We start from the raw sequence: 14404 nt of genomic DNA, 5'->3' as shown, positions 1-14404 counted from the left end.
CGCTTACAACCCTGCGGAACAGAGCGACAGCGCTATCAGTCCTTGCGGTTATCCGGATCGGACCAGGGTGAAGAGGGGTTCGGACCTCGACTGAAATCATTTTCGTCAAGGTCAAGAACGTTCGGTTGGGCTGGACGCTTGGCATTCTCGGCATTTCCCGAGGTGTATGAAGCCGAAGTACCATTTCGCGAAGTGCGCATCACCACCACGCGCTTGCCGATCAGGGACCAGATGAAATGGCGAACGGGTGGAATGAAAAGCAACAACCCGATGATGTCGGTAAAGAAGCCGGGCAATATCAGCAGCACACCGGCAACAACAACCATGGCGCCACTGACCAGCGATCTGCCGGGCAGTTTGCCTTCCTGGCTTTCACGATTGGCTTCCTGAAGCACGCTGATACCCTGGCGCCGCAAAAGAACGGCGCCGATGAGCGAGGTCAGGATGACAAGAGCGAGGGTCGGCCAAAGACCGATTGCATTGCCGACCAACACAAAACCGGCAATTTCGATAAGCGGCAGGCCGAGAAAGATGATCGGCAGAAGAATAAGGGGCATTGCGCCTGGAATCCTGTCTTGTAGGCGGCCCTTATCTCAGGCGCCGCATTTGAATGATCGGCAGTTGCAGACTATATGTGAAAGCTAGACAACAATTTAAATGATCACTGCGGGTGAAGATGGGCGCGAACGATTTCATTACACTGTTTTTTCTGGTGGCCGCCGTGCTGATTTTTTTGCAGCTGCGCAGCGTACTCGGCCGTCGTACAGGCCATGAAAAGCCACCGGTCGATCCGTTTTCGGCGCGCGATGCCGCCAAGCCGGTCTCTGCCGATGATGGCAAGGTCGTAACACTGCCGCGCCGTGATCAGGTTGATGAAGAGCAACGATGGGCAGATGTGGATGCTTTGGCAAAGCCAGGCACGGAACTCAATTCGGCGATTCGTGATCTTATCCAGGCCGATCCGAGCTTCAATCCCAAGGAATTCGTCAAGGGCGCGGGCATGGCCTATGAAATGATCGTGATGGCATTTGCCGATGGCGATCGCAAAACCTTGAAGGGCTTGCTGTCGAAGGAGGTCTTTGAAGGCTTTGATGGGGCGATTTCCCAGCGTGAAGCCCGCGGCGAGGTGGTGAAGTCGAGTTTTGTTGGCATAGACAAGGCTGACATCGTCAACGCGGTGGTAAAGGATTCTGAAGCGCAGATCACCATCCGCATTGTCAGCCATCTGATTTCCGCGACCTATGACACGGCTGGAAGTGTTGTCGATGGTGAAGCCGATACCGTTGCCGAGGTTACCGATATCTGGACCTTTGCACGCGATATTCGCTCACGGGATCCGAACTGGAAGTTGATCGCTACCGAATCCGAACAATGAACACGATAGAATACGCCCTCACGCCCACGACCTATAAAGATATCGTCGGTTGGAACGAGGACGATCCGTCCGCACTGTTTTCCGTAATGCGGGACTGTCTCGACTATCTCGAGAAAGCCAAACCTTATCGAACCGGGTCTTTAGGGCTCTCAACCGACGACCTGCTACCGCTTTTGAAAGCGGCGGCAGGTTTTCAAATTTCTGGGCCGGATGCTACCCGGCTTTTTTTTGAAGAACATTGTCTACCGTTCATGATCCGGCGCTCAGATGAAAAGTCCGGTTTCGTGACCGGATTTTTCGAGCCGGAAATCGATGTCTCGGATCAGCCTGACGAAACATACCGCTATCCATTTTATCGTCGTCCCGCAGATCTGATCGATATCGACGATGGCAACCGCACGCTTTCACTCGATCCTTCCTATGCTTTCGCCAGGTTGCGCGATGGCGTAATCGACCCCTATCCGGATCGGGGAGAGATAGACCGTGGATATCTTCAAGGGCAGGGTTTGGAGATCGCCTGGGCGAAGTCGAAGATCGATGTCTTCTTCACGCATGTACAGGGTGCCGCACGACTGCGTTATCCCGATGGCTGTATCGGGCGCATTACTTATGCCGCCAAGGCGGGCCACCCATTTTCCGCAATCGGACGCCTGCTGATTGATCGTGGAGAGATCGATCCGACAACCGTATCCATGCAGACCATCCGTGATTGGTTGAGCGAGAATCCGGCTAAGGTCGATGAGGTGCTCTGGCATAACCGGTCCTACATATTCTTTCGTGAGGCGGCTGTGGCGGGTCTTGATCAGGGGCCAATCGCTGCCGCCAAGGTTCCTCTGGTGGCAGGTCGCTCGTTGGCGGTTGATCGCCTTATTCACACGTTCGGCTTTCCCTTCTTCATCCGCTCGACGAGCTTGACGCATCTCGATGGTGGAAAGCCTTTTGCGCGCACAATGCTGGCACTCGATACCGGCTCGGCGATTGTGGGGCCTGCCCGCGGCGATATTTTCACGGGTTCCGGTTATGATGCCGGTGAGCAGGCCGGCATCATCAAGCATCCGGCAGATTTCTACATTCTTCTCCCCAAAGCTGCAGCCGCAAGGTTTGCGCCATGAAGGGCGATCGCAAGCTGACGACCGAAGACAGGATCCTGTGGGGCAAGGTTGCACGCTCTGCAAAACCCATGGCCGGCCGTCTTGAAGATCTGCTGAAATTTGAAGCTCTTTTCGAACAACCCGATGAGGCGATGTCCGGAAAAAAATCGACTGCCGAACCGAATGGCAGGAATGCCGTACAGATTGACCCAGTGCCAAAGACCCTGCAGCCAGATCGAAAGATTCACCATCCGCTCGAAAAACCGGTCAAGCGCAAGCTTGCAAGAGGTCATCTGGCGCTGGAGGCACGCATCGATCTGCATGGTCTTATCCAGAGTGATGCACATGGCATCCTTCTGGATTTCCTGTTGCGGGCGCATGACCGCGGTTTGAGGCATGTGCTGGTAATCACAGGCAAGGGCAGCTCCTTCGGCAGTGAAGGCGCGTTGAAGCGGGCCGTACCCTTTTGGTTTTCGAAGCCAGAGTTTCGATTTCTCATCTCGTCTTACGAACCGGCAGCCCGGCAGCATGGCGGCGAGGGCGCCCTTTATGTTCGGTTGAGCCGTCGAGCAGGTAGTTGAACATGACACCATTCGGTCATGCATTGCGGGAATTGCGCTTACGCAAAGGCGTCCGACAGTCCGATATGGCGGCAGCGATCGGCGTGTCGGCTGCCTATTTGTCCGCATTGGAGCACGGCCACAGAGGAAAGCCGAGTTTCGATTTTCTCCAGCGCGTCGCCGGCTATTTCAACATCATCTGGGATGAAGCCGAAGAGCTGTTCATGCTGGCGCAAGCATCTGATCCGCGGGTCGTTGTCGATACCCGTGATCTGCCGCCGGAATATACCGCGTTTGCCAATCGTCTGGCCAAGGAGATTCGCTCTTTGTCACCAGACATGCTAGAGCAACTGACGAAGGTTCTTGAAAGTGGTAGCCCTTCTGGCTGAGCGCCACATAATCCCGGGTTAAATGCGCGAAAAATGCCTCAGCGCTTTGGAAATCTGCCCGGATTTCTTATATTCAGTGGCACGAAATACGGTGATTCGCCAGATCGCCGAACCACGTTAATTGGAAAGATCATTGATGAGCGAAACACCCGTCAACGACAGCGGCGCGAGTTCTGAATACGGCGCGGATTCGATCAAGGTCCTGAAGGGACTGGATGCGGTTCGCAAGCGCCCAGGCATGTATATCGGCGATACGGATGACGGGTCCGGCCTGCATCACATGGTCTATGAGGTCGTTGACAACGCCATCGATGAAGCACTTGCCGGTCATGCCGATATCGTAACCGTCACGCTGAATGCTGATGGCTCGGTTACCGTCACCGACAACGGACGCGGTATTCCCACCGACATCCATACTGGTGAGGGCGTTTCGGCGGCTGAAGTCATCATGACCCAGCTTCACGCAGGTGGAAAGTTCGACCAGAATTCCTACAAGGTTTCTGGCGGTCTGCACGGCGTTGGCGTCTCGGTTGTCAATGCGCTTTCGGTTTGGCTGAAACTGCGCATCCGCCGTAATGGCAAGCTGCACGAAATCGGCTTTACCCACGGGGTGGCCGACGCACCGCTGAAGGTCATCGGCGAGTACGAGGGCAGGTCGGGTACTGAGGTGACGTTCCTTGCCAGTACCGAAACCTTCACGATGACGGAATTCGATTACGGCACGCTCGAACATCGCCTTCGCGAATTGGCGTTTCTGAATTCGGGCGTACGAATCCGGCTAACCGACAAGCGGAAGTCTGACATCCGCGAAGAAGAGATGGTCTATGACGGTGGTCTTGAGGCCTTTGTCCGTTATCTCGACCGCTCCAAAAAGCCTCTCGTTGACAAGCCGGTCGCAATCCGTGGCGAGAAGGACGGCATTACCGTCGAAGTCGCCATGTGGTGGAACGACAGCTACCATGAAAACGTGCTCTGCTTCACCAACAACATCCCGCAGCGCGATGGCGGCACTCATATGGCTGGTTTCCGTGGCGCGCTGACGCGTCAGGTCACCTCCTATGCGGATACATCCGGTATCACCAAGAAGGAAAAGGTTACCCTTCAGGGTGAAGATTGCCGCGAAGGTCTGACTGCTGTTCTTTCGGTAAAAGTGCCGGACCCGAAATTCTCGTCGCAGACAAAGGACAAGCTTGTCTCGTCCGAAGTGCGTCCGGTGGTCGAGAGCCTCGTCAATGAAGCGCTCAGCACCTGGTTCGAAGAGCATCCGGCAGATGCGAGGATCCTGGTCGGTAAGGTCGTTGAAGCGGCTGTTGCACGCGAAGCTGCCCGCAAGGCACGCGAATTGACCCGTCGTAAAGGCGCTCTCGATATCGCATCATTGCCGGGTAAGCTGGCAGATTGTTCGGAACGTGATCCGGCCAAGTCCGAAGTTTTTCTCGTCGAGGGCGACTCTGCTGGTGGTTCGGCCAAGCAGGGGCGTTCGCGTGAAAATCAGGCGATCCTTCCGCTGCGCGGCAAGATCCTCAATGTCGAGCGCGCGCGCTTCGACAAGATGTTGTCCAGCCAGGAAATCGGTACGCTGATCACGGCGCTCGGCACGTCCATCGGCAAAGACGAGTTCAACGCCGATAAGCTGCGTTACCACAAAATCATCATCATGACGGACGCTGACGTCGACGGCGCCCATATTCGTACTCTGCTGCTGACCTTCTTCTTCCGGCAGATGCCGGAACTGATCGAGCGCGGCCATATCTATATCGCTCAGCCGCCACTTTATAAGGTCAGCCGTGGCAAGTCCGTTCAGTATCTGAAGGACGAGAAGGCGCTGGAAGAATATCTGATCAGCATGGGCCTTGAAGAGGCACGGTTGACGCTGGAATCCGGCGAAGTACGCGCCGGTGCCGATTTGCGCGAGGTCATTCAGGATGCTCTGCGGCTGCGGTCGCTCGTTGATGGCCTTCATTCGCGTTACAGCCGCTCGATCATCGAGCAGGCGGCTATTGCCGGCGCTCTCAACCCGGAACTCACCGATAATCGCGAACGTGCTCAGAAAACGGCTGACGAAGTCGCAAGGCGTCTCGATGTTATTGCCGAGGAAACGGAACGCGGCTGGACCGGTCATGTGACCAGCGAGGGCGGTCTTCGTTTCGAGCGCATGGTTCGCGGCGTCAAGGAAGTCGCTTTCCTCGATAATGCTCTGATCGGGTCGGCCGATGCCCGTCACATTGACCAGATGACACAGCGACTTCACGACATCTACGCAGCGCCACCGGTTCTCGCCCGAAAAGACGGGACCCTTGATGTGTCCGGCCCACGCGCTCTGCTTGATGCGATTTTCGCATCCGGCCGCAAGGGTCTTTCCATGCAGCGCTACAAGGGCCTTGGCGAAATGAACGCCGAGCAGCTTTGGGAAACAACACTCGACCCCAACGTCCGCTCGCTGCTTCAGGTAAAGGTGCCTGATGCAACCGACGCCGACGGTTTGTTCTCGCGCCTGATGGGTGATGAAGTCGAGCCGCGCCGCGAGTTTATCCAGGAAAACGCGCTCAGCGTCGCAAACCTCGATATCTAAAAGTTAAAAAAGTGTGTTTCACGTGAATCTTTCCTGTGGGTGATTCACGTGAAACACTTTGTTAACCGACAAAATTTCTCGTCTCAGTCCCAGTCGGACGGGATATCTGTCCACCGCCATGACGATAGGCACATTCGTGAAAACCTGCTAAAGCAGGCACAAATGCATCGTCCATGTTCGCGAGACAGACAGCTTCTCTGCGACTTGCCAGAGGCGGCGTCAGAATGTTTTACCAACTTTACGAAATGAACCACGCGGCGCTTGCGCCACTGCGAGCAACGACCGAGGCGATGCGGCTGCTTTATAGCGATCCGCTCAATCCGATGTCGCAGACCGCGATGGGGCGGACCATGGCGGCCGGCTTGGAAGTGTTCGAGCGTATAACGCGCCGATACTCAAGGCCGATATTTGATTTGCCACAGACGATCGTGGACGGCGCCGCAGTCGACGTCATCGAAGAAAACGTATGGTCCAGGCCGTTCTGCAATCTTGTGCATTTCCGTCGCGATGTGAAACCCGGCAGGCCAGATGATCCCAAGATCCTGCTCGTCGCACCGATGTCTGGCCACTATGCCACTTTGCTGCGTGGAACGGTCGAGGCATTGCTGCCGCATGCCGACGTCTACATCACCGATTGGATCGATGCCCGTATGGTGCCTGTGACGGAAGGCACCTTTGATCTGGATGATTATATCGATTACGTGATCGAGATGCTGCATACCCTTGGTCCGAAGACCAATGTGGTGGCTGTGTGCCAGCCTTCCGTTCCAGTCCTCGCCGCCGTCGCCGTGATGGAAGCCGCAAATGATCCTTTTGCGCCGGCCTCGATGACACTCATGGGCGGGCCGATTGATACCCGCATCAATCCGACGGCGGTCAATGCCATGGCTCAGGATCGGCCGCTCAGCTGGTTCAAGGACAATGTGGTGATGAATGTGCCGTGGCCGCAACCCGGTTGCATGCGCCCGGTCTATCCCGGCTTCCTGCAACTGTCCGGGTTCATGTCCATGAACCTCGACCGCCATCTCACGGCGCACAAGGAATTCTTCGAGCATCTGGTAAAGAATGACGGTGAGTCTGCAGAAAAGCACCGAGAGTTTTATGACGAATATCTGGCGGTGATGGATCTGACCGCAGAGTTCTATCTGCAGACAGTCGATACCGTCTTCATCCGCCACGCTCTCCCGAAGGGTGAGATGATGCATCGTGACACGCCTGTCGACACCAAAGCGATCCGCAATGTCGCGTTGCTCACCGTTGAAGGCGAGAATGATGATATTTCGGGACTGGGTCAGACGGAAGCCAGCCACACGATTTGCCCAGGTATTCCGGACGCAAAGCGCATGCACTACGTGCAGCCTGATGTTGGTCACTATGGTGTCTTCAACGGATCGCGTTTTCGCAAGGAAATCGCACCACGGATCATCGCCTTCGCGCGCGAGCATTCCCTGGCTGGAGAAGCCAAAACCAGCGGAAAGCGTGCAGCCCGCCGCAAGCCGGTGTGAATTGCGCGGGTCTTTTCAAACGCTTCAACGATTGGCCAGACATTCGTCTTGAACGGACTTACGGCATTTCCCAAATCGAATCCAAGCCGGCATCGTGCCGGCGGGATTAGGAGGAATACCGAAACATGACGCAGTCAGCACTGATCCGCCCGGACTGGACGCCGGCAACCATCGCGTTGATGGTTCTCGGTTTCATCGTATTCTGGCCTTTGGGCCTCGCCATGCTCGCCTATATTCTGTTTGGCGACAAACTCGGCATCTACAAACGCTCTGCCAGCGAAAAGGTAGATGGCATGTGCGCCGGTTTCCGCCGCGCGCAAGGTCGTTATGAGCAACATTTTTCGACCGGTAATGTCGCTTTCGACGACTGGCGCCGCGCCGAACTTGAACGGATCGAGGAACAGCGCCGCAAGCTGGACGAGACGCGCAGCGAGTTCGACGCATATATGCGAGAACTTCGCCGCGCCAAGGACCAGGAAGAGTTCGATCGCTTCATGCGCGAACGCGGTCCCGGAAGTTCCGCTGGCGGTTTTTCGACCACCGGCTGAAATCCAAAGACAATGGGCCGGCGCTTTTCCAGCGCCGGTTTTTTCTTGAGGCGATACCGCCTCGAATCTGCTAAAAGAGCCGAATGTTTCCCGCCCTCAAAAAGCTGATGTCCAAACCTCCGGAAGCGTTGCGTTCGACGGAACAAACCGTTCTTGTCGGCGATCGCACGCTGCCGATAACGATCCGGGAAAACAGTCGGGCAACTCGCATTACGCTGCGGATCGAGCCCGGCGGGCGTTCACTGAAACTGACAGTGCCAACGGGTTTGAAGCGATCGGAGGTTGATGACTTTCTTGATCGTCATCAGGGCTGGCTTTTCACCAAACTGGCAAAGTTTCCCGTCTCTGGTGATCTGCGATCTGGTGGAATGATTTCCTTGCGTGGCATTCCGCACAGGATCGTTCATACCGGCACACTCCGCGGCGTTACCGAAGCCACGGTGGTTGATGGCGAACCACTTCTCAGGGTCGGAGGATTGGAAGATCATGTCGGTCGTCGCATTGCCGCTTTCCTCAAGAAGGAAGCTCGGCGCGATCTGGAACCTCTGGTCGCACGCCATGCGGCGCAGATCGGTAAACCGGTTCGCTCGATCACGATGAAAGATACGCGCAGTCGTTGGGGATCATGTTCCTGGGAGGGGAATTTGAGTTTTTCCTGGCGCATCGTCATGGCTCCGCCGAGTGTCATCGATTACTTGGCCGCCCATGAAGTGGCGCATCTGAAGGAGATGAACCACGGTCCAAAATTCTGGGCGCTTTGCCAAAAGCTTTGCCCAGGCACGGAAGCTGCCCAGAAATGGCTTAAACAGCATGGCTCGCAACTTCACGCCATCGACTTCACCTGAAATCTCGGCATCAGCGAAAAAGTCGATTTGGCTCGACTCAAACGCCTTTTCATGGCAATCCGCCGCAATGGTTCCCGATATCAAAATTTGCGGACTGAAGACGCTGGAAGCGGTTGATCGCGCCATTGAGCGCGGGGCCACCCATATCGGCTTCATCTTCTTCGAAAAAAGCCCTCGCCACATCGAGCCGGTAGAAGCCGGTGCTCTGGCCGATCGCGCCCGTGGCAAGGTCAAGATCGTCGCCGTGACAGTCGATGCCGACAACGAGACACTCGAAGACATTATCGCCTTCGTGCAGCCGGATATTCTCCAGCTGCATGGTCATGAGAGTCCGGAACGCGTCCTGAATATCAAGGCAGTGTTCGGGCTGCCGGTCATGAAGGCACTGTCCATCCGCACAGCGGAGGATCTGAGAACGCTGGAGGCCTATGATGGTCTTGCAGATCGCTTTTTGCTCGATGCAAAAGCGCCGCCCGGATCCGAACTGCCGGGGGGCAATGGCGTTTCCTTCGACTGGAATCTTCTGGCCGTGCTTGACGCTGGCGTCGATTACATGCTTTCCGGTGGACTGAACAAGGATAATGTCGGCCTTGCCCTGTCGAGCACGACAGCGAGCGGAGTAGACATTTCCTCCGGCGTGGAAAGCGCACCGGGGGTTAAGGACCTGCAAATGATGGATACGTTTTTCGACGCGATCGCTGAAGCGCGATCGGTCGATACGGCGGATCGCAAGGAGTAGATTGTGAACCAGGCGGCGACACCAAATTCATTCCGGTCCGGACCGGACGAAGACGGACGTTTTGGCATATACGGCGGGCGCTTTGTCGCCGAAACGTTGATGCCTCTTATCCTCGATCTGCAGGACGAGTGGGAGAAGGCCAAAACCGATCCCGAGTTTCAGGCCGAGCTTGCATCGCTGGGTACGCATTATATCGGCCGACCGAGCCCGCTTTATTTTGCTGAACGCCTGACCGAAGAACTGGGCGGCGCAAAAATCTATTTCAAGCGTGAAGAGCTGAACCATACCGGCTCGCACAAGATCAATAACTGCATCGGCCAGATCCTGCTTGCCAAGCGCATGGGCAAGACCCGCATCATCGCCGAAACCGGTGCTGGCCAGCACGGCGTGGCGTCTGCCACCGTCGCCGCGCGCTTTGGTCTGCCTTGTATCGTCTATATGGGCGCAACCGATGTCGAGCGTCAGGCGCCGAACGTTTTCCGCATGCGCCTACTCGGTGCCGAAGTCGTGCCGGTCACTGCCGGTAGCGGTACGCTCAAGGATGCGATGAACGAGGCATTGCGCGACTGGGTCACCAATGTCGATGATACCTATTACCTGATCGGCACAGCCGCGGGTCCGCATCCATATCCAGAAATGGTTCGCGATTTTCAGGCCGTCATCGGCACGGAAGCTCGCCAGCAGATCTTGGAAGCGGAAGGCCGTCTGCCTGACGTCGTTATCGCAGCGGTTGGCGGCGGGTCGAACGCAATCGGCATTTTCCACCCTTTCCTCGATGATCCGAGCGTCAAGATCGTTGGCGTCGAAGCAGGCGGCAAGGGCCTGCAGGGCGAGGAGCACTGTGCCTCCATCACCGCCGGTTCGCCGGGCGTTCTGCACGGCAACCGCACCTATCTGCTGCAGGATGGTGATGGTCAGATCAAGGAAGGCCACTCGATTTCAGCCGGCCTCGATTACCCTGGCATCGGCCCCGAGCACAGCTGGCTGGCCGATACCGGTCGCGCCGAATATGTCCCGATCATGGACCATGAAGCGCTCGAAGCTTTCCAGACGCTGACCCGCCTCGAGGGTATCATCCCCGCGCTTGAGCCCAGCCATGCACTGGCCGAAGTCATCAAGCGAGCACCGAAAATGGGCAAGGACGAGATCATCCTGATGAACCTGTCCGGACGTGGCGACAAGGATATCTTCACTGTCGCGAAAATCCTCGGGATGGAGATGTAAGATGACCACTCGTATGGACAATCGTTTTGCGGCTTTGAAGGCAGAAGGCCGCCCGGCACTGATCACCTATTTCATGGGCGGTGACCCGGATTTCGACACGTCGCTTGCCATCATGAAGGCGCTGCCGGGTGCCGGTGCCGATGTCATCGAACTCGGCATGCCGTTTTCCGATCCGATGGCCGATGGCCCGGCAATCCAGCTCGCCGGCCAGCGCGCGCTGAAAGCCGGCCAGACTCTTGCCAAGACGCTGGAACTTGCAAAACTGTTCCGCCAGACGGACAATGAAACGCCGATCGTGCTGATGGGATACTATAATCCCATCTATATCTACGGCGTCGAGAAGTTTCTGGATGATGCACTTGCCTGCGGCATCGATGGCCTGATCGTTGTCGATCTGCCGGCTGAGATGGATGATGAACTCTGCATCCCGGCGCTGGAAAAGGGCATCAACTTTATTCGCCTCGCGACGCCGACGACCGACGATAAGCGCCTGCCGAAGGTTCTCAAAAATTCCTCTGGTTTCGTGTATTACGTATCGATGAACGGTATTACCGGCTCGGCCCTGCCGGATCCGTCGCTGGTTTCCGGTGCCGTAAACCGCATCAAGAGCCATACCGATCTTCCGGTCTGCGTCGGTTTCGGCGTCAAGACGGCGGATCATGCCAAGGCGATCGGTGCCGCAGCTGACGGCGTTGTCGTCGGCACGGCAATCGTCGCTCAGGTGGCTGGCAGCCTTACCAAGGATGGCGCAGCCACTGGCGATACCGTTTCAGCGGTCGCAACTTTCGTGCGTGGCCTTGCCACTGGCGTTCACGCCGCGCGCCTTGTTGCCGCCGAATAATAATCCCACATTGTACGTGGTTTCCAATCGGGAGAATGCCCAGTGAACTGGATCACCAACTATGTCCGGCCGCGGATCAACTCCATGCTCGGCCGACGCGAAGTTCCGGAAAACCTCTGGATCAAGTGCCCTGAGACCGGCGAAATGGTCTTTCATAAGGATCTTGAGGATAACAAGTGGGTCATTCCCGCGTCCGGCTTCCATATGAAGATGCCCGCTAGGGCACGCCTGGCAGACCTTTTCGACGGCGGTGTCTTCGAATCCCTGCCGCAGCCGAAGGTCGCTCAGGATCCGCTGAAGTTTCGCGATTCCAAGAAATATGCGGATCGTCTGAAGGACAGCCGTCTGAAGACGGAGCAGGAGGATACGATCCTTGCGGGCCTCGGCCTTGTTCAAGGTCTGAAGCTCGTTGCTGTCGTGCATGAATTCAATTTCATCGGCGGCTCGCTCGGCATGGCTGCCGGTGAAGCAATCGTCAAGGCTTGCGAGCGTGCTCTTGCCGAACATTGCCCGCTGGTGATTTTCCCAGCGTCCGGTGGTGCACGCATGCAGGAAGGCATCCTGTCGCTGATGCAGTTGCCGCGCACGACCGTCGCAGTCGATATGCTCAAGGAAGCCGGCCTTCCATATATCGTCGTCCTCACCAATCCGACGACCGGTGGTGTCACGGCGTCCTACGCCATGTTGGGCGACGTCCATATTGCTGAGCCGGGCGCGGAAATCGGCTTTGCCGGCAAGCGCGTCATCGAACAGACTTTGCGCGAAAAGCTGCCGGAGGGCTTTCAAACGGCTGAATACCTTCTGGAACACGGCATGGTCGACATGGTCGTCAAGCGCCATGATATACCCACGACGCTCGCACAGGTCCTTCGCATTCTGCTGAAGCAGCCGATGACGGAAGTGGCGCCTCTTGCTCAAACGGCTTGAGGCAATCAAGCTGGAAATGGGACGGTTGGAATGACGGCGATGACGGAACCGGCACCGAGCGAGGCAGCCAAGGAAATAGAGCGGCTGATGACGCTTCATCCCAAGGGCTTCGATATGTCCCTGGACCGGGTTCTTCGCGTACTTGAGGTTCTCGGCAATCCGCATCTGAAGCTGCCAAAAGTCATTCACGTTGCAGGAACCAACGGCAAAGGGTCGGTGACGGCCTTTTGTCGGGCGTTGCTGGAGGCCGGTGGCCATGCCGTGCATGTTCATACGTCGCCGCATCTCGTCAACTGGCACGAGCGATATCGCATCGGTGTAAAAGGTGGCCGGGGTGAATTGGTCGATGACGCGGTTTTCGCGGATGCGCTGCGCCGTGTCGGTGAAGCCAATGGCGGCCAGCACATCACCGTTTTCGAGATCCTGACCGCCGTAAGCTTTCTGATCTTTTCGGAAATCCCTGCCGATGCCGTCATTCTGGAAGTCGGCATGGGTGGGCGTTTTGATTCCACCAATGTCGTGCCCAATCCGGCTGTCTCGATCATCATGCCTATATCGCTTGATCATCAGGCATATCTGGGTGACCGCGTTGAACTGATCGCGGCCGAAAAGGCCGGCATCATGAAGAAGGGATGCCCGGTCGTTATCGGCCAGCAGGAACACGAGGCCGCGCTTGATGTTCTGGTTTCGACGGCCGAACGTCTTTCCTGCCCGGTCACGGTCTATGGTCAGGATTATTCCGCCCACGAAGAATTTGGCCGTCTGATCTATCAGGATGAGTTCGGACTGGCCGATTTGCCGGTGCCACGCCTTCTTGGGCGTCATCAATATGCCAATGCCGCGGCGGCGATCCGTGCGGTCAAGCAGGCTGGTTTCACCGTCACCGAAGCCATGATGGAAAAGGCGATGAGCACGGTGGAGTGGGCCGGTCGCCTGCAGCGGTTGATTGAAGGTGAACTTCTTCAATATGCACCACGCGGTTCGGAAATCTGGGTGGACGGCGGCCACAATCCCGGCGCAGGAGAAGTGATTGCGGAAGCGATGGCTGGTTTCGAAGAGCGTCAGGCCCGTCCGCTTTATCTGATCACCGGCATGATCAACACCAAGGAACCGGTTGGCTATTTTCGCGCTTTTTCCGATATCGCCGAATATGTCTTCACCGTGCCGATCCGCGGTTCGGATTCGATGATTGATCCGGTCATCCTCGCGCATTCGGCCTTCGACGCCGGACTGGTGGCGGAACCGTCGTTGAGCGTTGTGGATGCTCTAAAAGAAATCAGCCAGCGCCAGATGCCGGAGGAAGTCCCGCCGCGTATTCTGATCGGCGGTTCGCTTTATCTGGCGGGCACCGTTCTCGCTGAGAACGGCACAGCACCCAAATGAAAAAAGCCCGGTCTCGCAACCGGGCTTTTCCAATTCAGTTTATGGTTGAAAAATCAGGCGGCGCCGGTAATCCAGCTGGAAAGAGCGGTCTTCGGAGCAGCGCCAACCTTGATGTCGGCCACTTCGCCGCCCTTGAAGATAGCAAGGGTCGGGATCGAGCGAACGCCGAACTGGGCAGCGAGTTCCGGGTTTTCGTCGATGTTCAGCTTGGTGATCTTGACCTTGCCGGCAAGCTCAGTCGAAATTTCTTCGAGGCTCGGGCCGATCATTTTGCACGGGCCGCACCATTCAGCCCAGAAATCCACGACGACAGGCTGCGTGGAATCGAGAACTTCGGCCTGGAAGTTGGACATGTCTACTTTGACGGTAGCCATAGGGCTCTCCTTTAGAATTCGTGTTGGACCA

At 56.7% G+C, this 14404-nt stretch carries 15 protein-coding genes; 13 read left to right on the top strand and 2 right to left on the bottom strand.

All coding sequences use genetic code 11. The features are described 5' to 3' along the window. Window positions 1-35: 35 nt before the first annotated feature. Window positions 36-557, bottom strand: a complete 522-nt coding sequence (locus EDF70_RS23585) for an FxsA family protein (RefSeq protein ID WP_132278571.1) — start codon at window positions 555-557, stop codon at window positions 36-38. A gap of 119 nt (window positions 558-676) precedes the next feature. Between EDF70_RS23585 and EDF70_RS23580 the strand changes: the two genes are divergently transcribed. The 13 genes from EDF70_RS23580 to EDF70_RS23520 all read left to right on the top strand — a co-directional run bounded on the left by EDF70_RS23580 (window position 677) and on the right by EDF70_RS23520 (window position 13999). After that, window positions 677-1375, top strand: coding sequence for a Tim44/TimA family putative adaptor protein (locus tag EDF70_RS23580; RefSeq protein WP_132278569.1), 699 nt, complete (start codon window positions 677-679; stop codon window positions 1373-1375). Next, window positions 1372-2487, top strand: a complete 1116-nt coding sequence (locus EDF70_RS23575; protein ID WP_132278567.1) for a murein transglycosylase A — start codon at window positions 1372-1374, stop codon at window positions 2485-2487. The genes EDF70_RS23580 and EDF70_RS23575 overlap by 4 nt, the downstream gene beginning before the upstream one ends. Further along, window positions 2484-3047 (top strand): Smr/MutS family protein, encoded by a 564-nt coding sequence (locus EDF70_RS23570; protein WP_132278565.1) that lies wholly within the window; start codon window positions 2484-2486, stop codon window positions 3045-3047. Before EDF70_RS23575 ends, EDF70_RS23570 begins: the two co-directional genes overlap by 4 nt. A 2-nt stretch (window positions 3048-3049) precedes the next feature. Then, on the top strand, window positions 3050-3415 hold the full coding sequence (locus EDF70_RS23565; RefSeq protein WP_132278563.1) for a helix-turn-helix domain-containing protein: 366 nt from the start codon (window positions 3050-3052) through the stop codon (window positions 3413-3415). A 136-nt stretch (window positions 3416-3551) separates the two neighbouring features. Further along, window positions 3552-5987 carry a DNA topoisomerase (ATP-hydrolyzing) subunit B gene (gyrB, locus tag EDF70_RS23560; protein WP_132278561.1) on the top strand — a complete coding sequence of 812 codons (2436 nt, stop codon included), beginning with the start codon at window positions 3552-3554 and terminating at the stop codon, window positions 5985-5987. Window positions 5988-6211: 224 nt separating this feature from the next. After that, the gene (gene phaZ / locus EDF70_RS23555; protein ID WP_132278559.1) at window positions 6212-7492 is read left to right on the top strand and encodes a polyhydroxyalkanoate depolymerase; all 1281 of its coding nucleotides are present in this window, start codon (window positions 6212-6214) and stop codon (window positions 7490-7492) included. Between the two features lie 125 nt (window positions 7493-7617). Then, window positions 7618-8040, top strand: coding sequence for a DUF2852 domain-containing protein (locus EDF70_RS23550; protein ID WP_132278557.1), 423 nt, complete (start codon window positions 7618-7620; stop codon window positions 8038-8040). Between the two features lie 83 nt (window positions 8041-8123). Beyond that, a complete protein-coding gene (locus tag EDF70_RS23545; protein ID WP_132278555.1) occupies window positions 8124-8885 on the top strand; it encodes a M48 family metallopeptidase in 762 nt (253 codons plus the stop codon). Between the two features lie 67 nt (window positions 8886-8952). After that, entirely contained in the window at window positions 8953-9624 is a 672-nt protein-coding gene (locus EDF70_RS23540) for a phosphoribosylanthranilate isomerase (RefSeq protein WP_132278553.1), read from the top strand. Between the two features lie 3 nt (window positions 9625-9627). Further along, window positions 9628-10848: a tryptophan synthase subunit beta gene (gene trpB / locus EDF70_RS23535; RefSeq protein ID WP_132278551.1), complete on the top strand. Its 1221-nt coding sequence runs from the start codon at window positions 9628-9630 to the stop codon at window positions 10846-10848. A 1-nt stretch (window position 10849) separates the two neighbouring features. Then, window positions 10850-11689, top strand: a complete 840-nt coding sequence (gene trpA / locus EDF70_RS23530) for a tryptophan synthase subunit alpha (RefSeq protein ID WP_132278549.1) — start codon at window positions 10850-10852, stop codon at window positions 11687-11689. A gap of 42 nt (window positions 11690-11731) precedes the next feature. Then, on the top strand, window positions 11732-12616 hold the full coding sequence (gene accD / locus EDF70_RS23525; protein ID WP_132278547.1) for an acetyl-CoA carboxylase, carboxyltransferase subunit beta: 885 nt from the start codon (window positions 11732-11734) through the stop codon (window positions 12614-12616). A gap of 30 nt (window positions 12617-12646) precedes the next feature. Next, window positions 12647-13999 (top strand): folylpolyglutamate synthase/dihydrofolate synthase family protein, encoded by a 1353-nt coding sequence (locus tag EDF70_RS23520; RefSeq protein ID WP_245519307.1) that lies wholly within the window; start codon window positions 12647-12649, stop codon window positions 13997-13999. Between the two features lie 53 nt (window positions 14000-14052). On the opposite strand, the gene trxA is transcribed toward EDF70_RS23520, so the two are convergent. Next, complete coding sequence (gene trxA, locus EDF70_RS23515) at window positions 14053-14373, bottom strand: thioredoxin (protein WP_132278545.1); 321 nt, start codon at window positions 14371-14373, stop codon at window positions 14053-14055. Window positions 14374-14404: the final 31 nt, after the last annotated feature.

It is taken from the genome of Neorhizobium sp. JUb45 (assembly GCF_004343585.1).
Classification (GTDB): Bacteria; Pseudomonadota; Alphaproteobacteria; order Rhizobiales; family Rhizobiaceae; genus Neorhizobium.
Note: the sequence above shows the minus strand (reverse complement) of the source record. Positions and strands in the feature narration are given on the sequence as shown.